26 protein-coding genes and 3 pseudogenes are annotated in these 22747 nt (G+C 31.5%); 8 read left to right on the forward strand and 21 right to left on the reverse strand.

Annotated elements, in window-relative coordinates:
* Positions 1 to 259: 259 nt before the first annotated feature.
* The 5 genes from F8162_RS22060 to F8162_RS29490 all read right to left on the reverse strand — a co-directional run bounded on the left by F8162_RS22060 (position 260) and on the right by F8162_RS29490 (position 2402).
* Positions 260 to 889, reverse strand: a complete 630-nt coding sequence (locus tag F8162_RS22060; protein WP_151630475.1) for a class I SAM-dependent methyltransferase — start codon at positions 887 to 889, stop codon at positions 260 to 262.
* A gap of 221 nt (positions 890 to 1110) precedes the next feature.
* A complete protein-coding gene (locus tag F8162_RS28870; RefSeq protein ID WP_192797656.1) occupies positions 1111 to 1275 on the reverse strand; it encodes a hypothetical protein in 165 nt (54 codons plus the stop codon).
* Between the two features lie 200 nt (positions 1276 to 1475).
* On the reverse strand, positions 1476 to 2084 hold the full coding sequence (locus tag F8162_RS22065; RefSeq protein ID WP_151630474.1) for a zinc-binding dehydrogenase: 609 nt from the start codon (positions 2082 to 2084) through the stop codon (positions 1476 to 1478).
* A 121-nt stretch (positions 2085 to 2205) separates the two neighbouring features.
* Positions 2206 to 2256 carry a KxYKxGKxW signal peptide domain-containing protein gene (locus tag F8162_RS29485; RefSeq protein WP_115735470.1) on the reverse strand — a complete coding sequence of 17 codons (51 nt, stop codon included), beginning with the start codon at positions 2254 to 2256 and terminating at the stop codon, positions 2206 to 2208.
* An 8-nt stretch (positions 2257 to 2264) separates the two neighbouring features.
* Positions 2265 to 2402, reverse strand: coding sequence for a hypothetical protein (locus tag F8162_RS29490; RefSeq protein WP_192797657.1), 138 nt, complete (start codon positions 2400 to 2402; stop codon positions 2265 to 2267).
* Positions 2403 to 2513: 111 nt separating this feature from the next.
* On the opposite strand from F8162_RS29490, the gene F8162_RS22075 reads away from it, so the two are divergent.
* Positions 2514 to 2756, forward strand: coding sequence for a hypothetical protein (locus F8162_RS22075; RefSeq protein WP_151630473.1), 243 nt, complete (start codon positions 2514 to 2516; stop codon positions 2754 to 2756).
* A 27-nt stretch (positions 2757 to 2783) separates the two neighbouring features.
* On the opposite strand, the gene F8162_RS22080 is transcribed toward F8162_RS22075, so the two are convergent.
* The 3 genes from F8162_RS22080 to F8162_RS22090 all read right to left on the reverse strand — a co-directional run bounded on the left by F8162_RS22080 (position 2784) and on the right by F8162_RS22090 (position 4877).
* The gene (locus F8162_RS22080; protein ID WP_098094898.1) at positions 2784 to 2987 is read right to left on the reverse strand and encodes a hypothetical protein; all 204 of its coding nucleotides are present in this window, start codon (positions 2985 to 2987) and stop codon (positions 2784 to 2786) included.
* A 151-nt stretch (positions 2988 to 3138) separates the two neighbouring features.
* On the reverse strand, positions 3139 to 3486 hold the full coding sequence (locus tag F8162_RS22085; RefSeq protein ID WP_151630472.1) for a carboxypeptidase regulatory-like domain-containing protein: 348 nt from the start codon (positions 3484 to 3486) through the stop codon (positions 3139 to 3141).
* Positions 3487 to 3497: 11 nt separating this feature from the next.
* Entirely contained in the window at positions 3498 to 4877 is a 1380-nt protein-coding gene (locus tag F8162_RS22090; protein WP_151630521.1) for a PLP-dependent aminotransferase family protein, read from the reverse strand.
* A gap of 127 nt (positions 4878 to 5004) precedes the next feature.
* On the opposite strand from F8162_RS22090, the gene F8162_RS22095 reads away from it, so the two are divergent.
* Complete coding sequence (locus F8162_RS22095) at positions 5005 to 5943, forward strand: DMT family transporter (protein WP_151630471.1); 939 nt, start codon at positions 5005 to 5007, stop codon at positions 5941 to 5943.
* Positions 5944 to 5960: 17 nt separating this feature from the next.
* Complete coding sequence (locus F8162_RS22100) at positions 5961 to 7652, forward strand: M3 family oligoendopeptidase (protein WP_151630470.1); 1692 nt, start codon at positions 5961 to 5963, stop codon at positions 7650 to 7652.
* Between the two features lie 14 nt (positions 7653 to 7666).
* Here F8162_RS22100 and F8162_RS22105 read toward each other — a convergent pair whose 3' ends face one another.
* Positions 7667 to 8761, reverse strand: coding sequence for a helix-turn-helix domain-containing protein (locus F8162_RS22105; protein WP_151630469.1), 1095 nt, complete (start codon positions 8759 to 8761; stop codon positions 7667 to 7669).
* Positions 8762 to 8954: 193 nt separating this feature from the next.
* On the opposite strand from F8162_RS22105, the gene F8162_RS22110 reads away from it, so the two are divergent.
* Entirely contained in the window at positions 8955 to 9902 is a 948-nt protein-coding gene (locus F8162_RS22110) for a phosphotransferase enzyme family protein (RefSeq protein WP_151630468.1), read from the forward strand.
* Between the two features lie 84 nt (positions 9903 to 9986).
* Here the strand turns inward: F8162_RS22110 and F8162_RS22115 are convergent, their stop codons facing one another.
* Entirely contained in the window at positions 9987 to 10736 is a 750-nt protein-coding gene (locus F8162_RS22115; RefSeq protein WP_151630467.1) for an aminoglycoside phosphotransferase family protein, read from the reverse strand.
* Positions 10737 to 10852: 116 nt separating this feature from the next.
* Positions 10853 to 11647, reverse strand: coding sequence for a VOC family protein (locus tag F8162_RS22120; protein WP_151630466.1), 795 nt, complete (start codon positions 11645 to 11647; stop codon positions 10853 to 10855).
* 250 nt (positions 11648 to 11897) lie between these two features.
* Between F8162_RS22120 and F8162_RS22125 the strand changes: the two genes are divergently transcribed.
* Positions 11898 to 12341: a carboxymuconolactone decarboxylase family protein gene (locus F8162_RS22125; protein ID WP_151630465.1), complete on the forward strand. Its 444-nt coding sequence runs from the start codon at positions 11898 to 11900 to the stop codon at positions 12339 to 12341.
* A gap of 117 nt (positions 12342 to 12458) precedes the next feature.
* Here F8162_RS22125 and F8162_RS29125 read toward each other — a convergent pair.
* The 3 genes and pseudogenes from F8162_RS29125 to F8162_RS22140 all read right to left on the reverse strand — a co-directional run.
* Positions 12459 to 12743 (reverse strand): annotated as a pseudogene (locus tag F8162_RS29125) (alpha/beta hydrolase); the annotation flags it as partial.
* 75 nt (positions 12744 to 12818) lie between these two features.
* Complete coding sequence (locus tag F8162_RS22135) at positions 12819 to 13571, reverse strand: class I SAM-dependent methyltransferase (RefSeq protein ID WP_151630464.1); 753 nt, start codon at positions 13569 to 13571, stop codon at positions 12819 to 12821.
* A 266-nt stretch (positions 13572 to 13837) separates the two neighbouring features.
* On the reverse strand, positions 13838 to 14176 hold the full coding sequence (locus F8162_RS22140; RefSeq protein WP_151630463.1) for a winged helix-turn-helix transcriptional regulator: 339 nt from the start codon (positions 14174 to 14176) through the stop codon (positions 13838 to 13840).
* Positions 14177 to 14369: 193 nt separating this feature from the next.
* Here F8162_RS22140 and F8162_RS22145 point away from each other — a divergent pair, with 193 nt between their 5' ends.
* Positions 14370 to 15086, forward strand: coding sequence for an SDR family oxidoreductase (locus F8162_RS22145; RefSeq protein WP_151630462.1), 717 nt, complete (start codon positions 14370 to 14372; stop codon positions 15084 to 15086).
* Positions 15087 to 15129: 43 nt separating this feature from the next.
* Here the strand turns inward: F8162_RS22145 and F8162_RS22150 are convergent, their stop codons facing one another.
* From F8162_RS22150 to F8162_RS29130, 3 genes are read right to left on the reverse strand one after another with little or no spacing between them, the layout of a single operon-like run.
* Positions 15130 to 15705, reverse strand: a complete 576-nt coding sequence (locus F8162_RS22150; RefSeq protein ID WP_151630520.1) for an NUDIX hydrolase — start codon at positions 15703 to 15705, stop codon at positions 15130 to 15132.
* A 49-nt stretch (positions 15706 to 15754) separates the two neighbouring features.
* Positions 15755 to 16153 carry an HAD-IIIA family hydrolase gene (locus tag F8162_RS22155; RefSeq protein ID WP_225990187.1) on the reverse strand — a complete coding sequence of 133 codons (399 nt, stop codon included), beginning with the start codon at positions 16151 to 16153 and terminating at the stop codon, positions 15755 to 15757.
* A gap of 6 nt (positions 16154 to 16159) precedes the next feature.
* Positions 16160 to 16309 (reverse strand): hypothetical protein, encoded by a 150-nt coding sequence (locus F8162_RS29130; protein WP_225990173.1) that lies wholly within the window; start codon positions 16307 to 16309, stop codon positions 16160 to 16162.
* A gap of 133 nt (positions 16310 to 16442) precedes the next feature.
* Here F8162_RS29130 and F8162_RS22160 point away from each other — a divergent pair.
* A pseudogene (locus tag F8162_RS22160) lies at positions 16443 to 17668 on the forward strand (MFS transporter).
* Positions 17669 to 17685: 17 nt separating this feature from the next.
* A complete protein-coding gene (locus F8162_RS22165) occupies positions 17686 to 18342 on the forward strand; it encodes a hypothetical protein (protein WP_151630461.1) in 657 nt (218 codons plus the stop codon).
* 115 nt (positions 18343 to 18457) lie between these two features.
* Here F8162_RS22165 and F8162_RS22170 read toward each other — a convergent pair whose 3' ends face one another.
* From F8162_RS22170 to F8162_RS22185, 4 genes and pseudogenes are all read right to left on the reverse strand, one after another.
* A complete protein-coding gene (locus tag F8162_RS22170) occupies positions 18458 to 19090 on the reverse strand; it encodes a type 1 glutamine amidotransferase family protein (protein ID WP_151630460.1) in 633 nt (210 codons plus the stop codon).
* Positions 19091 to 19164: 74 nt separating this feature from the next.
* Positions 19165 to 19836: pseudogene (locus F8162_RS22175) on the reverse strand (helix-turn-helix transcriptional regulator); the annotation flags it as partial.
* Positions 19837 to 20043: 207 nt separating this feature from the next.
* Positions 20044 to 21987 carry an FtsX-like permease family protein gene (locus F8162_RS22180; protein WP_151630459.1) on the reverse strand — a complete coding sequence of 648 codons (1944 nt, stop codon included), beginning with the start codon at positions 21985 to 21987 and terminating at the stop codon, positions 20044 to 20046.
* Complete coding sequence (locus F8162_RS22185; protein ID WP_151630458.1) at positions 21959 to 22732, reverse strand: ABC transporter ATP-binding protein; 774 nt, start codon at positions 22730 to 22732, stop codon at positions 21959 to 21961. Before F8162_RS22185 ends, F8162_RS22180 begins: the two co-directional genes overlap by 29 nt.
* Positions 22733 to 22747: the final 15 nt, after the last annotated feature.

Consider the following 22747-nt stretch of genomic DNA (forward strand, 5'->3'; position numbering starts at 1 on the left):
CCTCTTATTCATTTTACCACCTTACCCAAAGTTTATGGTATTAAATTCCATATTAGTTGAACGAAAGATAATCATCTTAAATAAACAAAAAATAAAAGAGCACTTGTTTCCGCAAGTGCTCTTTTTGGGGATTTTGAGATATCCTATTAACGAAAGTTAAGGTTACTTAAAGTTAAAAGGTATTTATATTATATGCTTGTCCTTTTTAGTTGTGCATAATCAATATATAAACATTTTTAATACTATTTAATAACTTTTTTTATAGTTCTTTCTTACATTTTATCATTAAGAAATTAATTGCAGGTTTATTTTCCATGATCTTATTTGGTTCATCAATCTCCGAAACTTGTACTAATCCATATTTATTAAAATCATTTTTTACAGATTCAGAGTCATAGAAGAACATTTTTACGCCCTCCATTACCTCATAATAGTCTTTATCCAACTGGTTTCCTTTTCCAAACATAGGAGCTTTTTTAGAAACAGTTGTGAACACCATATATCCACCTGGTTTTAACTGATTATAACAATCTTTAATAAATTTCTCTCTATCCTGCTCATTCAACAAATGAAGAAGTGCATGACTAAATATCCCATCATAAAGTTTATTATCAAAAGGCATTTCGTTTACCGAACCGTGATACATACTAACATCTTCTAGTCCGTTTTCTCTTGCTAAATCAATTGCAGTTTTTGAAATTTCAATACCAGTTACATTTATACCATTTTCGATAAATACCTTTGCGTTTCTACCATATCCAATACCCGGAACTAGTATATCTTTAACGTTCTTTTCTAGAAAAAAATCTTTTGTCAAAATTGCAGATTCTGTAGGTTCAAAACCCCACATCGTTTGTTTCTCAATAAAGCTTGATTCCCAAAATTCCATTTTATTTTTATCTCCTTATTCTTATCTCATGTATAGCATCACATGAAAGACCTATTAATTTTAACGCTGCTTTTTTCACCACAGTCACTATAGGTCCATTGAATATAGCATATTAATAAGCCTATATCTATTTTAAAGATTGGTTGAATATTTTTTCTAAATATTAACTTTTACATTTAGAAAAAATAAAAAGCACCCGGATGGATGCATATAAATTAAACTTATTCATTATTACTTTCTCCACTTTGATCTTCAACTGATTTCGAGTCTAACATGCTGCCTATATCAGGTGGTAAAGCTAACTCTATTCCAGCTACTGGCTGATTATCTTCATTAAACCATTGTTTCTTAAATTTACTCAATGCTTCTTTCTTATTTTCATCCATATTACCCCGCCTTTTACGTACATGATATTAAACACTTTACTTAATATGTACATCGAGAAAGATAATATACTATTTGTTCATAATGAAAGAGCAAAAGATCTTCTCTGTTTACAAAAAAATCCCCATAAATGTTACTCCTCGTTTTGTTATCATATTAATAACGAAACATACGTGAGCTATGTGACATGTACCTGATCATTTTATTCATATGAGACAAATACTTTTAAGGGGGTAATTATCCCTTCACTCAATTCCTCAAAACATTTTTCAAGTGCAGTATAATGAATATCATGTTGAAAAATCTCTTCTATCCATGGAGTTCTTTCTATTTGACTAAAAAACCAATCTGCATGTTTTTGATAATCATATCCGTCACTTGAACCAATGATCTGCAATTCTTTTCGATAAAAGTCGTCGGTTAATGTTAAGTCTTCTATATTACCATCAGAAAGAATACATATTGCCCCATTACTATTAATAGCCTTTTGCAATATGTGAAACCCTCTATTTGTAGCAGAACATTCCAAACCGTAATTATATGTTTCTATTATTTGCTTTTCTGAATCAAAGAGGTTTTTCGCACCAAACTTCTTTGCAAATTCTCTTCTATTTTGGTTAGGCTCAACAACATCCACATGCTCAACACCTACATGGTAGTTTAAAAAATAACAAACGAGTAAACCGATAACTCCCATTCCAGTAATAAGTACTTTTTCATCCTGTCGCGGGTCTAGTTTCAATACCCCTTTAGCAGCATCACACGAAAGAATAGATAATAAAGAGACTTTAGGTTTTATATAACTAGGCACTCGAATTACTTTATCTCCCTTAACTATTCCTATCGTTTCATGTCCATAAAAAGAGACTACTTTATCACCTACGTTTAAATTTGTTACTTTATTACCAACTCGAATTACTTCACCAAAACTTTCATATCCAGTTTTTCTTGGATAAATAGGATTTGTATCTGTAACATCCGATTCTTTATACTATGGTAACTCTGCTCCAATACTTATTGCACCTGCGATTGTTTTTACTATAACCTCATCATCTTGTATAGACTTAATTTCATCAGTCTGCCAATTCAATTGTTTAGGCCCTTCTAAAACTAATTTATTTTGTTCCATTTATAACCCTCACATTTTATAAAAAAATATTCTCACTACATTTCAAACAATGTACAATAGATTCATCTAAAATTTAAGCTATAACGTTGGCTAGCACCCAACAGTTATAACATGATAATTGAATTTGATGGATATGGAATTAATGAGTATGTTCTAGGCCATAACTGTTCTATTAAGAAATTAAGAACAATGTATTTAAAGGTAAAAAATGAAAAAATATCTAGTGAAGATCTTCTAATCTTATTTTGTGTGCGGTACCACTATGAAAAAATTTCAAAATTACTACAAGAAGACGTCTTGAGCGATGTTGTCATTGATTTAGATACGGACTACATTTATATTCCTAATAGATAACAGTAAACTAGATGAAATGAATAGAAATTACGATTCAGCTAAGTGTTTAATAAAATAAGTGACCGCCCAAATAAATGTTGCAAATTGAGTGACAAAATACATTGTCCATTCAAAACCAGTCAATTTTCTCTCTCGTCTTACCTTTTTTAAATATCTGTAAAATATAAGTGTACTTAAAAACATTAGTAACAACGATAATTGCTGTAAATCATCGACTATACGTACCGCCATGGACTCCATCATCCTCCTATTCAAAATAAATGCTTTACTTTAAGGATATCATCTATTGGTAGTTTATTTCCATTTAAAACAGTTATGTCCTAAACAAAAAGAGCACTCAGCAATTGAGTGCTCTAAAAAGTATTAACGTAACACTCTTCTTCTACTTTTTATCACTCAGTTCTATCACTTCCGATATATGATTACTATCATATTTCCTTGTATATATTTCTCCATTTGGAGTAACTAATTGTAATACAATCTCACCACAAACACCATGTGGTATTTCAAATTTACCTTCTGCATTTGAAATACTGCGTTCCTTACTTTCAATTGAATCTTCATAAATTTTCACATTAGATATAGGTTCGTTATTTTGATCTACGATAATGCCTCTTGAATACTTACCAATCGCGATACATTGATCATCTTTTTTATAATAATTAATTAGAACGACAGCTCCAATTATAATAGCGATACACACAAACAAGAGAATTATTTTGCGTCTCACAACAAACCTCCTTATTTATTTTTTTCTTTTTTAAATTGAAAGGTTATACGTTCCACTTGTTTGATTTCCTCAATTACTTTACGAATTCCTTCTTCAATCCTATCTTCCTTCACATTCGATACGTTTAACTTTAATAGTCTTTCTTTCGGAAAACCTCTCACATAATTTTTATCAATCGTATCAATGCTTATTTGCATTTCACCTAGTCTTTGTAAAAGCATTTCTGAAATACTCGTTTTATGTAATTCTAAACAAGTGTGGATTCCAATTGTGTTTTGCTTTGTATATGTAAATAAAAGCTGATTTTCATTATGCATTCTTTCTAATGTTTCTGCTAGTTTTTTAGATCTATTGTGATAGGAAGATTTAATTTTATTTTTATGACGTTCAAACATGCCACTCTTTATATAAATTTCTAAAGCAGCTTGGGATATCATAGGGCTATCGATATCTAAAATCTTTTTATATGTATGGAAAGCATTCGCAATAACCGGTGGAATTACTGCTACACCAACTCGTAAACCTGGAAAAATAATCTTCGAATAACTTTTCAAATATATGACATGATTGCCCTGATCCAAGCTATATAACGGGTCAGCTTTTGGATCTGTTTCTAAATCTGCTAAATAATCATCTTCCACTATAAATACATTATATTTCTTAGCCAGTAGCACGATTTTTTCTTTCTCATCTTTTGAATAAGACGTTCCAAGTGGATGATGATATCTTGGTATTGTATAAAAGAATTTTATTTTACCCGTTCGAAAAATTCGTTCCAATTCATTTAAGTCAATACCTTCATTCGTACGTTTAATACCGATTACAGGAATTTTGTTTATTTCTAGATATTCAATATATAGATGATATGTTGGTTGTTCAATTAATATCGTTTCATTTTCATTTGGAAATGGTATAGAAGTTAATATTGCTAGTGCCTGCTGTACACCTGACGTTATAAAAATATTTTCTTCTTTAGTGAAAACTTGATAGTTTGCCAGTTGTTTTTGAATAACCGGAATTAAAGACGGTAAACCTTTCGGCGTCCCATATACAAATAAGTCATTTTTATATGTATCAATGGCTTTATTAATACAATGTTGAAAATCTAAATATGGAAAAACATCTGGATCTGGTGCTGAGGAAGCAAAATCAATTATCTCGTCGTTTTCTATAGCACTCCCTGATTTTCGAACAACGTAGTATCCACTTTGAGGGACGGAATAAATAATATGACGCTTTTCTAATTCATGTAGCGCTCGTATAACTGTTGCCTTATTACACTCATATTGCATAACGAGTGTCCGAATAGACGGTAGTTTCTTTCCTTCTTTTATCTCCCCATTTTGAATCATACTTTCTAAGCCGTTGAAAACATGTAAATACTTATACATCATTACCACCTCATCATTTATTTTGTACCGGTACAGTTTGCATTTGTTCACATTGTAGCACTAGATCATAAAGATTACTATGTACGTATACTGGCCAGTAAGAAATCAATTACTATGAGGTGAAATTATGAAACTTACAACAAAGGCATATTTATCAGCTTTACTCTATTCATTTATTATTGGATTCTCCTTTATGTTTGTGAAATTAGCATTAACAGTTACGAGCCCACTTGATACCCTTGCTCATCGTTTTACAGTTGCTTTCGTAGCTGCAAGCATTCCCATTGTTTTCGGTTTTGTAAAGTTAAATATGTCATTCAAAAATATACTTGCCCTTTTACCACTTGCAATATTTTATCCAGCACTATTTTTTGCTTTCCAAGCATTTGGCTTAGTGTATACAAGTTCATCCGAAGCGGGAATTATACAAGCGGCGATTCCTATATTTACGATGATGTTAGCTTCCTATTTTTTAAAAGAGTATACAAATACATGGCAAAAAATATCTGTACTCATTTCTGTCATCGGTGTCATTTATATATTTATCATGAATGGTATAGGGAATCATGAAACTAGTTTCATAGGAGTTATTCTTATTTTGCTATCGGCATTATCATCTGCTTTCTATAATGTGTTAGCTCGAAAAATGACGAAGAAATTCAAACTAATGGATTTAACTTACACAATGACAGTAATCGGCTTTATTAGCTTTAATTTAATCGCGATCGCCAGCCATATAAGCAAAGGTACAATAGCGGCATACTTTGAACCGTTTACGAATGGAACATTTCTTATCTCCATTTTATATTTAGGGTTACTATCTTCCTTGCTGACGGCATTGCTATTAAATTATTCCTTATCCTATATTGAAGCCGCTAAAATAAGTGTTTTTAGTAACTTCTCTACACTTATTACAATTATCGCAGGCGTTATTTTTTTACACGAGAAAATTTCTTATTTTCATATCATTGGCACAATAATGATTATATTTGGTGTAATAGGCACAAATTTTTTGGGTAAAAAAGGAATTGTAGTGAAAAAGAAGAATATCTCTATGAATAAATAAAAAGTGAGGGATATGTCATGCAGCGCTTAAATACAATTGATATTAGTAACGTTCTAGAATTAGAAAATGCTCTTTCTACTTTATTAAATGAAGTGATTTCTTCAAAACTAGAGCTTGAAAACTGGTTAAAAAAACAATCTACAGTCATTTGGGAAATCGAAGAACAATTAAGATCGCACTATATCGCCTTTCAATGTAATACAAAGAATCAAAAAATAAAAGATACTTTTGAATATGACCAACAATTTGTAAGACCTCTTTTGAAACGTTATCAAAATTCATTTGATAATAAATATTTAGAGTCCCCTTTTCGAATGGAACTTGATCCAAAGACGTATAGCTTACTAGATAAAAAAATTAAGAATGCGCAAACTTTATTTTGTGAAAAGAACATTGATTTAGAAGTGAACGAAGACAAACTAGTAACCGAGTACTTCGAAATTACAGGTGGTTTAACCGCACAATGGGACGGTGAAGAGAAAACAATTACTGAACTACAGTCTTACTTACAAGATCCAGATCGTCACATACGAAAAAAAGCAAAAACGCTCATTTCTGAAACATTCTTATCTGTTGAAGATAGATTGCAACATATATTAAATGAATTAATCGTAATCCGTCATCAAAAGGCCAAAAACATTCAATTAGATAATTATCGCGATTATATGTTTAAAAAACATGAACGTTTTGATTATACGCCTGAAGATTGCTATGAGCTTGCTGAATCTATTCGTAAATACGTTGCACCGCTTATCGATAAAATATTTAATGAGAAAAAATCTGAACTTCAAGTAGATAGTCTTCGTCCATGGGATTTAAAAGCAACATCACCAAATCAAAAAGCATTAAAACCTATCGAAGACGCGAGTGATTTGATTGAAAAAAGTTCTCATGTTTTACACAAACTAGACCCTAAATTTTCTATACTACTGAATCGTATGCATGAAAATAATTGCTTAGATTTAGAAAGTCGTAAAGGAAAAGGACCAGGGGGATTTTGCGAATATTTACCTGCTTCTCAATTATCTTTCATTTTCATGAATCTCAATCATACACATTATGATGTTACTACTTTCCTCCATGAAATGGGCCATAGTATTCATAATGAATGTATGAAACAGTTAGAACTTCAAAAATTTGTAGAAATCCCTTCAGAATCAGCAGAACTCGCAAGCATGACGATGGAATTATTTTCGATGGAGTATTGGGATACATTTTATGAAAATAGCGAAGAGTTTATAAAAGCAAAATTAGATTTCTTTAAAGATATTGTTAAGTATTTACCACAAATGCTTATCGTTGATCAATTTCAACATTGGATGTATGAAAATCCTAACCATACCGCTAAAGAAAGAAATGAAAAGTATTTAGAATTACATAACACTTACCAATCAAACGTCGTAAATATTGAAGGGTATGAAAATTGGATCGCAACTGGCTGGTTACCTGTACTACACATATTCGAAATACCATTCTATTACATTGAATATGCTATCGCACAACTTGGTGCGTTGCAAATGTATAAACAATATAAAGAAAATCCTAAACAAGCAATAGAAAATTATAAAAAAGCTTTATCATTAGGTAGCTCTAAATCTTTAACGGAAGTATATGAAACAGCTGGAATTCGGTTTGATCTTTCTGGAGAAACGATTAAAGAACTAATGTTATTTGTAGAGGGCGAATTAGCGTTACTTGAACAATTGTAAGAAAGAAGCTGTTCCTATATTTTAGGTTCAGCTTCCTTCTTTATATTATTTATTAGATCTATGTACTGAGTATCACCATATCCGATTGTTGGAAAAAGTTGAAACAACTTTGATAATAATTCCTGAGTTGATAAATCTTTATTTTTGGAGATGAATCTCACTACGATATTATCTTCTTTTAACATATTTAAATATAAATCTATGGCTTGATACATTACAGGTGGTACCTTTTGAGACGTTTTTTTATGATGTACTACTACTTCATCGAATATAGAAGTATAATTTCCTAATTCCAGCTCATGTTGACTTACTTTAAATTCATCTTCTCTGAAGCTATTTAAGTATACTTTCCCTTCATAACAAGACTGTTCAAGGTATGAAAGTAAAGTAAGTAGATTCATTTGGCAAAACATATCTTCACCGAACCATAAAACAATACATTTATACTTTTTCGTAAAAAGATTTTCTAATGGATCTATAACCTTTTTTGTATAACTTTCTACTGAACTGTTATGACCTTCTGCTCTTATTTTAATAAACTCTTCATTAAAAACTTGTGTAGTAGCGGGATTCACACACATAGCTTCGTTAAAAGGCGCATAATCAGACTCACCCATTAACTTTTCGGTTTTAAATTCTTCATACATAACTTGACCATTTAATATGTTAAGTACGTCTTTATCAAATAACTCACTATTCTTATTACGTAACTGTTCTACCACTATTTTTCTAGAAATATTCATCTTAAACTCCCCTTCTTTATTTAAATTGAGTTTAACAAATGATTGAATAGGCATGTTGTTAAGCTTAAATTCTCTTGGATTCATTCCAAAAACAGTCTTGAAAGCTCTACTATAAGCCTCTTGCGAAGAATAATCATAATCCAATGCAATATCTATTATCTTTCTATCATTCTTCAAATCCTCCGTAGATAAATACAGTCTTCTTAAAAGAATATAGCGCCTAATACTAATGCCCGTTACTTGATGAAATCTAAAAGAACAGTAATACGGAGAATAACCCATATAATGGGATAATGCATTTAATGAAAATTCTTCATTTAAATTGCTCTCAATCCAATCAATCATCCGCTGTATATGTTTATTCATTTCCTTCACTCCTTATATAAAAGTATAAAAGAGATTCGTTTCTTTCTTTTGATATTTCTTGTGTTTTATAACATGAACCATTCATTACATCATGCTTCATTTTAAAGGATATCAAAAATAAAACACGAATGTTGTAAATTACGAATCTTTTAGTTCTCTAGTTAAAAAATTTAAGGTTAGAAAGGACGTTACAATGAACAAGCTAGAAAAAGAAATAATCCAATTCATAAATGAACGATATCCATTAAATTTTATTAACATTAAACCTATAACGAATGAAATGTATCAATGTCACGCACAACAAGGTACATACTTCATTAGAATTACAAACTACAAAACGTATGAAGAACAGTTAGAAGAAGTTACATATACAAATTTTTTATATCAAAATGGCCTAGGTGTTCCACCAATAATCCCTTCTTTACAAGGGAATTTTGTAGAAAAGTTTCCATTAGACAAGGAGATTTTTGCTGTATTATATAAAGCTGCGCCTGGTATACATTTACCGAGGTGTGATTGGAATTCTAATGTATTTAAAAAGCTTGGTAAACAAATTGGAAAATCACATCGTATTTCTAAAAGATTTGAACAGATTAAGCTGGTTAAACATATAAACGATTGGTATGAAAATGAAGAATATAATTTTCTTAAGTATATCCCAATAGAAGAAACTACTATAAGAAAAATTGCATCTGACGTTTTAATTTCTATAAAAGAGCTACAAAAATCCCCTTCAAATTATGGCTTAATTCACGGAGATTTATGGTTGGAAAATATTTTAGTTGAAAACAATTCAAACATAACAATGATTGATTTTCAAGACTGTGAAAAACATTTTTACCTATTCGATTTAGCAGTTCCTATTTATAGTGCGATAGAATATTCATTTGCTGGAAATGGGAATATCGTTGAATATGAGCATTCTATTACAAAAGCACTATTTGAAGGATATCAAGAAGAAAATGAACTACCTAAAGAGATGATAGACAAGTTTCCATTATTTATAAAATTAAAGGAGATTTTTGAATATAGCTTAATGCATATGTATTGGGATAAAGAAGAATTAACTGAGGAACAAATACGGATAATAAATCTTTATAGGATGAAGATCGAAACTAAATATACCTATATCAATGTTTAAAAATGCTGTTGTTTAACTACAAGGAAACTTTAGTTAAACAACAGCATTTATTAATTGGCTACTAAACAACCTTTGTTTTATTATTTATACATACTTAGTCAATAATCTGTTTAAATACACTTCATTTTGTGGAGATACTTTTTCAGAAAATCTAGCTGCAATCATAATAGGAGCCCATTGAAATATCTCATCTCTTGTTAGATCAGTATTACTGCAATATATTTGCAAATACATTTCTGCTAATTCTATATAAGACTGCGCATACAATAAATATGTACGAAACACATCTGCACGAATATCACCTGAACTAGCATCTACCCAGTCTATAATATTTACATTCTTTTCACTCAAAATTAGATTAAATGGATGGAAATCCCCATGGCATAATCTAGATTCAAATTTGATTGAATGTAACTTATTCAATATATCTCCCTTTTGTTTTTTATTTAATTTATGTACAGTTGTAATTTGACGCTCTAACCTTTCCCCCATTGCTTCCATTTCATCCGTATTCACACGTATAGCATGAATCTTTTTTTGCTCATTGACACAAATATTTATGTAATGCTCTGCTTCATTTAGATTGTTTAGCAGGAGATTACCTATACTGTCCCCTTTTACGTATTCCATAATAATTGCCTGTCTATTTTTTATCTTTGTCACTTCAAATACATTTGGAACTGATAGTCCGCATGAATAAGCATATTTTTGTTTTTTTGCTTCATTCATAGACTCTGTATCAGGCAGATATTCATTAAATAATTTTACAACCTTAGTATCATAGAGATAGATTTCTGCTGTATTCCCTTTAGCTATCGGATTTCCTAAATTCAATTCATTTCTCTCCTTATTGTAAATTAAGCTGACACATTATACTCCCTTATAAATTCAGTGTAATTATGCTGAAACCCTTCTCCACGAAAATATAAAAAACTTACCACTTTCTATCCTTAAATAGAAAGTGGTAAGTTTAATTTACTAGGAATATCAGAAGGGAAATTTGGTGTATGCACAATTGAAAATGCATATCTCTGCTCAATAAATGATACTTCATTATGTTTACATTGAAATGGGACATTATTTTTCTTAAAGTTTATTTGGATTTGCTGTAAAAATGCAGGGTCCGGTGTTCCGAATGAAACGTGTACTTTTGGTGGTAAAGCTTTCATCGCAATTGGGATCCAAGGTCGCTGCCACCAAGTTGCAACAATGTAAGCAGTGCCACCAATAACAAAGTTAAAAATATCCCCATCTTCCATCGTTTTCATATTTAGATTTGATTTCAACCATTCTGTAAATACAGGCACACTTTTAACGGGAAGACCGATTTCCCTTACATATAAAATGTTTAAAGGTGACTGCGGTACTAATACATCTTCTTTAACATAACTATGTGCGATAATTTCGAGTAGATTTCCATCCCCGTCTTTAAAGTATACATTGAATAAACCTTTCTCTTCACCAATTACATTTCCATTTTGCCATTTCACAATGAGTAATCCAGAATCCTTTAGCCATCTTGCTGTTTCATGAAATTTTGAATATGGAATCTCAAAAGCAAAGTGCGCAGGTGTAATTGGTTCATACACTTCTTGGAAACTAATCGTTGTATATGGTGTTACTTCAAATTGAATAAATGATGCTGTTTTTTTTTTTATTGGAAAAGATAATATGTCCTTATAAACTTGTTTTACCCCTTCTATGGAAACCGTTTGTAGTTTTATATCTGATATATGTGTAATCATTGTAATAAACCTCCAAATTCATTATATCTATTAGTATTGTATTTCAAAAACTAACAGGAAGAATCCATCTGGAGATTGAAACTTTAATTAACAAAATAATACTTTTGTATTAGAGCAGTTACTTTAACATTTTCGGCTAATGCAATCAAATTTTAACTTCAAGCGTTTTGCGCTATAGTTCAAATAATTGGTATAAACGACCATACCAAGATATAATGAACAATATCTTAAGCTAAAGGAGTGATGTTTTGTGAACCAAAGAATTTCTTACTATGATACTGCACCTGATGCTATGAAAATTATGATGGACATGGAAAAGTACACAAAGCAATCAACGATTAATCGAATGACTAGAGAGCTTATTAAAATTAGAGTTTCTCAGATCAATGGCTGTGCTTACTGCATAGATTTACATACATCTGATGCACGAAAAATGGGAGAAACTGAACAAAGAATTTATTGCTTAAGTACTTGGGATGAATGTACTTTTTATACAACAGAAGAAAAAGTCGCTATTGAACTAGCTGAGCATATTACACTTATTCCTACTAAAAGAGTTCCTGAGTCCCTATATAAACGAGTATGTGAACATTATGATGAAAAACAATATATTGACCTTGTCTTGATTATTAATCAAATTAATAGTTGGAATAGAATTTCTATCGCAATGGGAAATACACCTGCTAAAAAATAACACTCTAAGCAAACATCTTACTTACTCTATACATTATTTCTTTATCATATACGCTTCAAAAAGGTTGATTCTTATACATTACAAGAATCAACCTTTTTGAAGTTATACTGGACTTTATCAATGTTTTCTCATTTCTTCTACTATACGAATAATTCCAATGTAACAGATGGTTAGAATACGGGATTAGATTTACTATCGCTCTTGTTTTTTGCCTAAAAATATTCGCTGTCTTCCCTCTATATTCATCCCAAATTTCTGGTACTGTAGCACGAAGTATTATTATATTAGATGGTAGCTCCTCATATATATTCATTGTTTCATCCTTATGCATACCTCTCGCATGTCAACATACTTATTTATTTCTATAGCAAAATCCTTAACTACAATTTCTAATAGTGGAGACTATCTTGTACAAACTTCTATTCCACACAAAAAGCTACTTTTTTTAAAGAAAAGCAGCTTTTACTCTATAACACATTATAATTTAACAGCAATAATCATAAATCTTTTTGAATTTGTACGAATCCCTTTTTCAGAACTATTTGCGTCAATGAAGTTTTGTAAAATAGTAAAATCCTCTTCCTCTACTCCAAATCTAGGAATAATAGGTGTATGTTTTAACAAGAAAATAAGATCTTCAGGCGTACTGTAATAATCAGTAATATTATATTCACGTACTTGCACGAGTTCAAATCCTGCATGAATAAGTTCCCTCATATACTTTTCTTTTAAAATTCCATCTTTTTCGCCTAAGCATTGCCCTCTTCCAAATGCTTCTTTCAGGTTCAATTTATCATGTTCGCTAACTTGTTGTGTTAAGAAAATAGCACCTTTTTTCATTACTTTTGCTAATTCAGATGCTATAAACGGTGCATGACAACTTGAAGCTATATCAAAATGCGCATGCGGAAACGCTAAAGCTTCAGAATCCATTTGAAGAAACTCAACATTTTGTACACCTGATTTTTTCAAGTTAGAATGTGCTGTTCCAATCATTCCATTAGAATTATCTATTCCAATTAACAATTTAGCCGAAGATGCTATGTTAAGTACATTCTCTCCTCCACCTGTACCAACATCAAGTAATATATGTGATTGCTTGCATCTTTCTTTTACCTCTCCATAAAAGTCCCATGTATCTCCTACAGTTTCACATTTTATTTTACTAAAATCCCATCCATTTAATCTTCCTACTTTATCATAAAAGTTTTTGTACTCTAATTCGTTCATTTTATTATTTCCCCTTTGTTAATATGCATGAAATGTTTAATCCTGATCATCCCGGAAATAGACTCGTAGTTTATATATTGGTAAATCTCCTTTTATATCTAGTGCGCATCTCTCAATCCCAAACAACTACTTACTTCGAGCAATACATAAATTCATCCCACCGCAATTAAAAGAATATATGTACGATAACATCATTTAATTAAGTATATTGTAAAATTTAAATTTTCAAAATAGCAGCTTTACACATTTTAGTTTACATAATATATTTACAGTCCATCTTCATTAATATATTCTAAATGTCTTCTTCCCCAACCACACATACTATCCAAGACAATACTTACTGTTTTTCCATGTTCAGATAAACTATATTCCACTTTAGGTGGTATTTCTTGATAAATTTCTCGTTCTATTAGTTGATCTTGCTCTAATTCACGCAATTGCTTCGCTAACGTCCCTTGAGATATATCTGGTATTAATCTTTTTAATTCACCAAACCGTTTTGTTCCATCTGTTAATAATATAAACAAAATGAGTGGTTTCCATTTCCCTCCGATTATTTGTAATGTCGCTATTACCCCTTTTAATTTCGGTTCTTGTAAATCCATTTTTCTCACCTCTCTCCTGATACCATAAATTATATTAAACATTTTTATATTACTTATATGTATGAAAAGCAATTAGTACGAAATTTGCGACTATGTACATATAAAGTGCGTACTTTTCACTTGCTATCTTTTAACGAATAATAAAAGCATAACAATTTTATTTTAAAATTTTTATTAAAGGAGTGGCTACAATATGTCTATTATTACATTAAAAGATAGTCGTATCGTTATCATTGGTGGGAGTTCTGGTATTGGATTAGCAACAGCAAAACAAGCAATCGAACAAGGCGCACATGTTATTATTGCAGGGCGTTCGAAAGAAAAATTAATGGTCGCTCAAGAAGTAATAAATAACAATCATCTTCAAACTTATGTATTGGATAACCAAGATAAAAATCAATTACAAGATTTTTTCAAGTACGTTGGGGATTTTGATCATTTATTCACACCAGGAGCTTCTTACTCACTTGGACCAATAACCGCTACGGATGATATTGTTGAAAGTAGCTTTATCGGAAAGTTTTGGCCACAATATTATGCTGTAAAATATGCAGTTCCTTTTCTCTCAAACACTGGATCTATCGTATTAATGTCCGGTGCATTTAGTCAAAGACCACTTAAAGGAGCGCCTGCTTATGGAGCATGTAATGGCGCTATTGAAAGTTTAGGGAAAGCTTTAGCTGTTGAACTAGCTCCAATTAGAGTTAATGTTGTTTCTCCCGGAACGATACAAAGAGAGAATGAACAAAATGAAAACAGACTAGTTGCTTATGAAACTTATAAATCTCTATCTCTTGTAGAACGGCCTGGGCATAATGATGAAATTGCGCATTCTGTACTATATTTAATGCAAAATAGTTTTTCTACAGGTAATGTATTGTTTCCTGATGGAGGATACACTTACCATTAAATTATTTAAAACAATAGCCACTTATAAAGGTGGCTTTTTGTTGCTAATTTAGAATCTGCTGAAGCAATACAGGATACTCTTTTAAAAGTTCTGCTAAAAACAAAAGTTGCGGAAAAGGTTGTAAGATTAATTCTTTATCCATTTTTTCTTTCAATATGGCTATTCCACCTTGCTTAATATAATCGTTTAGTGTTATTTCCTTACTACAAACTAGCCTAATATCACTTACTGAAAGCAATAATAACCCGCTCGTTTCAGAGGATGGAGTTGGTTCATTTTCTGAATGTGCCATATACATAATAGATAAAGTTTCATCTGGGCTATCAATAATTAATATTGGTTTGATTTCATTTTCTACTCTTATTTTCTTTGATTGTGCATTGCAATTCTCTTTATAATATGTACTTGGTGAACTGACTATTGCAATATCGATAGCAGCTTCTTCTTTCACTTCTCTTTTAGCAGTTTCTACTGCTGTTTCACCGGCTTCTTTATGTCCCCCCAGCCTTACTACACCTAATGTACCCCCTTTACTCGTTGGACCAACTTGAAAAACAAATAAATTTTTATACACTACATACGCACCAGCTGTTCGCACATTCTTATCTATTTGTATCAACATTTTCCCTCCTAACGACCTTTGAACAAAATAGTTTACTATAATTTTATTATGTATTCAAATTATCTTCAATCCAACACGCAGCATCAAGTAGGTTTTGCGCTATATACTCAGGTACTGTTTCTTTCCACGAATTTCTATACTTTGTTAATGAGCTTTCTCCCCATCCTGTTCGTACTAAAATCTTTTTCATATTAGCCCTTTCAGCTGCAATCATATCTGTACTCCCTGTATCTCCAATAAGAAAACATTCTTTTAAGCATAGACCATGGTCTTGCGCTGCTTTCAAAAGTAAACCTATATTCGGCTTTTGGCAGTCACAACTATTATTCATTTTATGTGGACAATAGTACATTCCATCTATATATACATCTTCATCTTTTAAAATTTGTTGCATCTTTTGAAATCCTTTAAGCAGTTCTTTTTCGGTAAAATATCCCCTTCCGATTCTAGCTTAATTTGTATATAAAAACACTTTTAATCCTAAGTTATTTAACTTTTGAATTGCTTTAGGTGCAAAATCAAATAATGTAAATTCATTCGGGTGAATCCCTCTACCTGTCCCTCCAATTGTCCCATCTCTATCTATAAATACTGCCTTCATTTTTATTTCCTCCTTTAGATTTTAAAATACCTCTAAAAAGTAGGATTCATCTAAAAACTACAGAATTCTATACATAACAAATATTGGACGGATGATTTTCAAATTCCTCTATATTAAAGGTGGTATAAACAGTGTGAAACTTATACAAGAACGAAGACTTACCGCAAAGTCAACTTTCTCTAAAGAATACAAGATTTTCATTTTTGGTTTACTCATTTCACGAATTGGGGATTCACTATATACTTTTGCGTTGCCTTGGATTGCTTATCAATTAACCGGTTCAGCTGTAATTATGAGTTCTTTATTTGCTATTAATGTATTGCCAATTGTTTTATTTGGCCCTTTAGTTGGTGTAATAATTGATCGATACGATCGAAAAAGGTTACTTTGGATAGCGGATATTACCAATATTATTTTAGTAAGTCTTGTTCCCATTCTACATACATTACATCTATTAGAAATCTGGCATTTATACGTAATTACTTTTACCTTAGCAGTTATGTCTATGCTTTTTGATGTAACAACTGTTACAGTCATTCCACATATTGCAGGTGCATCATTGACGAAGGCTAATTCTTTCTATCAAATGGTCAATCAATCGGCTAGTTTATTTGGTCCAATGATAGCTGGTTTTTTCATTTCTTTTATTGGTGGCTTTCAGGTGCTTTGGATTAATGTTCTTTCATTTATTGCAACATTAGTTGCTGTGATGTTATTACTGCCTATGAAAACCGTAAACAAGAAATGCGAAGGCAAAAATGCACTTCAAAATGTACTTTCTGACTTGGTTAATGGATTTACATGGCTCAAAAATGATCGCTTAAATATAGCTTTATCTTTTCAAGCTATGATAGGAAACTTTGGAGCAAGTGCGGTTTTAGGTGTATTCATGTATTATTTAGTATCCACATTGCAACTTACCCCAGAACAAAGTGGCTTTAATTATTCATTAATAGGTATAGGTGGGATTTTAGGAAGTTTAATTGCAGTTCCTTTAGAAAAAAATTGCAGCGCGGTCTTCTAATTCCTTTACTCCTATTCGCTGGAGCAATTGGCTTAACTTTCGCACTTTGGAGTACATATTGGTTTGTTCCTGGCATTGCTTTCGGTATTGCAATGACTTGCAATATTGCATGGAATATAATTGTAGCCACAGTTCGCCAGGAAACCGTTCCATCAAATATGCAAGGAAGGGTTTTAGGATTTTCACGTGTACTTACCCGATTAGCTATGCCGCTCGGGGCATTGGTAGGAGGCATTATTTCAGCCTATAATCCAGTACTTGTATTTGCTTTAGCTGCTTTCACGAAACTACTTGAAGTTTTTATTGCACTATATAGTCCGATACGAAAACTATGAGGAAAGGAAAGATAATTATGTATGATTGGTTAATTAAAATCGAAGAGCAAAAATATCCAGCACCTACTATAAATGAAGATTTTTATATAGAAAAGGTACCTCCTGTATCTTCAAAGACTTCTCTCAGTCCAATTTACCAACTTTTCAGTGGCATGGATGTCATACTTGAAGAGGACGTTTATACGTCCTTTCCCATTACAAATGACATTACTTTAAATATAGTTAAAAGTGAATTAATCCCTCATTATAACGATGTGAAACAAGTTTATATTAATAATGAATTACATGAAATTTTCATGATAGGTTTAAAGGAAGAATCAAAACAAACTTTAAAAGCACTTCTAACTAACGGTATATATCCCGTAGTGCCTGATTTATACCGAAGTTGTTCTTTTAATAGAATTGTCGGTAGAAGAACATTAAAATATTATTCTGTAATATTCGATTGCATTGCTCCGATGTTCTTAAAAGAAACTCAAGAAATAGCATATTTCCTCAAACATTCATTCTTTCAAAAAGAGAATTGCATTTCTTTAGTACCAACAGGTTGGTTTTTAAAAGAGTCATTAAAGGATTCCATTACACTCCGCTCATTTTGTACATTTGCAAATAAAATTGTACTAGTAGTTGACGAATCGAATCAAGAAGTAATTTCTCTTGATATTTACGGATAAGTTGATAAAGGGGGCGCGTCAGGAAAATACGAATTTACAACGATAAGGAAATTCCAAATTTAAAAGCCCAACTTCTCTACAAATCAATATAGAGAAATTGAGCTTTTCAGTTACTTCATTTATTTATTGAGTTCATTAACTGGAAGAAGTATTCAGGTTTATGAGTCTTATTTAGGTTATACCATGAATGTAATGTATCTGGTGTAAATACATCTATTTTTTTCAGTACCTCCATTGCAAATTCCAGAGGAGCTATTCCTGATGCAGTAACTAAATTCGCATCAGATACCGCAGATTCCAACTCATAGAACTTTTCTCCTTTATAGTTAGGACATACCATTTTAGTATATTCTAAGTTATTACTTGTATGCTTTCTAGTATCTAAGTATCCCATATTCGCGAGACCCTCAATTGCACCACAAATTGCAGCAACAATAGTACCAAGCTTTAAAGCTTGGCCAATTCTTTCCAAGATCGGTTGATGAATTTCTTCACTCCAAGTGGTCCCTCCTGGTAAAATTAAAAGATCTTTACTCTCAAAAGTACATTCATCAAGGGAAATCTCTGGTTTTATGTTCAGTCCTCCCATAGTAGTAATCATTTCTTTATTAGCTCCTACTGTAATTACTTTTAAAGCTGCTAAATCTTTTTTGAAATATCTTCCTGAGTTTAATTCAGCAATTAAATATCCATATTCCCAGTCCGACATTGTATTAAATACATATAAAAATGCTTTTTTTGTTTGCATCCAATAACACTCCAATCACAATTTATATAGCTATTATAATATAAATTCCCTGACAGTTAACGTCAGGGAATTTATCATACTTGATGAAATTTTATTAATTCCGAAAGAACTTCAATAAGTCTTTTCTTAAGACTTATTGGCTCAATAACTTTAATAGATTTATTGTACGGTAAAAGTAAATAAGGTACATATGTATGTAATATATCTTTTTCAAGAAGAAAAACCGCTTGATTTGAAGTCCGTTCTTGTAAATAATGTCCTAAAAACCAATGTTGGCAAATATCAGCCAATACACTTTTATCCCCATTAATAACCAAATAAATAGTCCCTTCCTTATCTTCTATAGTTGGAAGAAGACCATTTATAAAAAAGTCACGTGCTGAAAAATTTTCTGGTCGGTTAAACTTATTTTCTGTAAGCATTAGACTTTCAATTCGATCTACTCTAAAACTACGGATATCATTCCTAAGATGACAAAATCCAATTACATACCACTTATTATTCCAATAGATAATTTTGTACGGATCGACCAATCTATAATTTAATTGCTTTTCGCCACTTTTATGGTAAAGAATTTTTACTGAGTAGCCGTCAGACACGGCCTGCTCCAACTCCTTCAAAAAAGGTTCCATAGAGAGTGAACTTAATCGACTTATTACTTCAAGACTAGCTAAATGTTGGTTTATCTTTGTTTCCTGCTCTTGATTTGAGTATTTACTTAGTTTTGAAATGGCTGTTTTAACAGAACTAAGGGAACATGTTAGTGCTGGTGATGTATCCATTGTGGACAGTAGACAATATAGAGATTTTAAGGAATATTTGTTAAGCCAAGAAGATCAAAATGAATCGGAACAAATACATATTAACCTTGGTATATTTTTAACATTCTAAATGTGCATAGCCAACCATAATTAGTGATTGAGTATGCACATTTAATTTTTTGCCTATCTTTTTTATGAATACATTTTTGTACATATACGTTTTAAATAGTGATGTCTAATAATGAGGAAGTAAATCATTTGCATACAAATAAAGCTTACTAATACAATAATTGAGCTTTGAATAACAGACATTTCCCTACTTACTGTTTGTCCTAATTGATGCAGAGTAAGAAATGCAAAACTGCTGTGAACCATAGCCACTACAATCGGTAAGAAAAATAGTAGCATCATTTGTCTTGTCACGATTTGCTTTAACTCACTTTGACTTAAACCTAATTTTGAAATCATTTCATACTGCTCTTGATCGCGTTCTAAATCAGTAAATAGACGGAAATATAAAAAGCTTAGTGTAAATATGAAAAATACAATCCCCACCATTACACTTGAAATAGAGAGTAATCCGTTTTGTTGTTTCAATTCAATCCATTTTAAATACAGTGATGAAAAGGCATAATAATCCTCTTGATTCGTACCAATGAACTTTTTAAGGTTTGTAGAAATCGAACTTGTTTCAGACCAATCTTTAACGATAAAACCGTAAATCGTGTAATCTCGCAGTACGCCTTCTTCTTGAACATTTAGGACCTTATTATAAACAGCATCAGATACAATAACAGAGCTTCCAACCATTGCTAATTCTGGGATATAAACCGATTTTTTCACAGAAAGTGAAACCTCTAAATCACCATGTTTTATAACAAAATCCGTTAGATCTTCTGCACTATTTTCGTTCTTATTAAGTCGTATAGCAATGCTATCATTTTCATTTGTTAATTTCTCTATGTCATACCCTAATTGTTTTGCATATTCATTATACGTAGATAGGTTAATTAACGCCAATCCGTTTAGTGTCCTTTTAAATTCTGTTGCTACTAGGTTATAAGAAAATCCTGATGCTTCTAATTGTTTTTTTATCTCTTCAATATGTGCCTTTTCTTGTACATTCCCTTTATCTGATCGATAGGTAAATGCATATGGAGTTTCATGTTTTGCCAATTCAGGATTTGCGATAGCTGTACAAACTCCAATTGCAGTAAAAGAAACAGCGGAAATAATTGTAACGATAAAGAACGTTCTTGCATTATCTTTCATTCGATACATTAATTCTGAAATAACAAGGAGATTGGTTCGTTTAAAGAATGTAGTTTCCCTATTTTTTAAAGTGTGTAACACATATACACACAATTGAGTAAAGAAAAAATAAGTTCCAAATACAATAAATACGACACCTACTCCTACGAGTAGGAATAATTGATTCAAAGTCATGTAATTTACAGCGGCAATACTGTGGTGAACAGCGGAGTAACCGGCTCCAAATAAAATAAATACCAACAAGGATATATAGACTGACACTATTGGCTCAGTTTTTGGTTTTTCATCTGATTTTATGAGTTCTACAAGCTCATTCATTTTCACCATTTTTGATGTAAACAAAGAAATAAGTAGAAATAAAACAACAAAGGACATTGCTGTTACTAGCATTGCCTTTAAAGGAAAGTAAAATGCTAACGTTTGCTCTACTCCTAATAAAGACCCACTAACTAGTAAAAACAATTTAGAAAAAACCATTCCAAGTCCGATGCCTACTACTATAGAAGGGATTCCAATCAACATATTTTCGAAAAAAATTAATCGATGAAGCTGTTGATGAGACATTCCATGTAACATTAATAATCCAAACTCTTTTTTTCTATTTTTTAAAAATGCACTAACAGAATAGAAAATAAATAAGAAAGAAAAGACAAAGATTAAGTAATAAGATAACTGAAATCCTATTTTCCCAAATGTACTCATAATGGTACTTACATGAGTCAGTTCACCTTGTAGGTTCGGATGAAAGATAAGTAGCCCATAAGTAAAAAAAATCAATACCGCAAATGCACTACTAAAAAAATGACCTAGATATATTCGTTTATTCCGTAAAACATTATTGAATGCCAGCTTTCGAAAAGTCATGTTTATTCCCCCCTAACATAGAAAGACTATCTATAATATTTTTATAAAATAATGGGCGATCACCATTGTAGCAAACTTCATTGTATAACTGTCCATCTTTAATAAAAATAATGCGGTCACAGTAGCTTGCAGCAACTGGATCGTGCGTTACTAACATCATTGTCGCCTTTTCTTCTTTATTTAATAGTGTTAATATCTCCATTACGTCTTGAGAGGCTTTAGAGTCTAAGTTTCCTGTCGGCTCATCCGCAAGAACCAATTTAGGAGAGTGAATGAGTGCACGGGCAATCGCTGTTCGCTGTGCTTGCCCTCCTGATATTTCATATGTTCGTTTATTTAAGATTTCATTGATTCCTAATTTATTCGAAATAGATTCTACTCGTTTATTTATTCTTTTCACATTCATGCCATCTAATACAAGCGGAAGAACCATATTCTCTTTTACTGTTAATGTATGCATCAGATTAAAAGATTGAAAAACGAACCCTAATTCCTGTCTGCGAAATAAGGCCAAATCATTTACCGAAAGTTGATACGGATTTTTATTATGAATGGTTACACTTCCTGAAGTTGGCGAGTCAATAGTAGAAATCATATTCAATAGAGTTGTCTTCCCACTACCCGAAGGGCCCATAATCCCAACAAATTCCCCCTCTGTAATTGTTAAATTAATATTTGAAAGTGCTGTATGTGAAACCATCCCTTTGTATTCTTTACTAAGATCTTTTACTTTTACTATTTTCATATGAGAAATTACCTC

Source organism: Bacillus sp. CH140a_4T (assembly GCF_008923725.1).
Lineage (GTDB): Bacteria > Bacillota > Bacilli > Bacillales > Bacillaceae_G > Bacillus_A.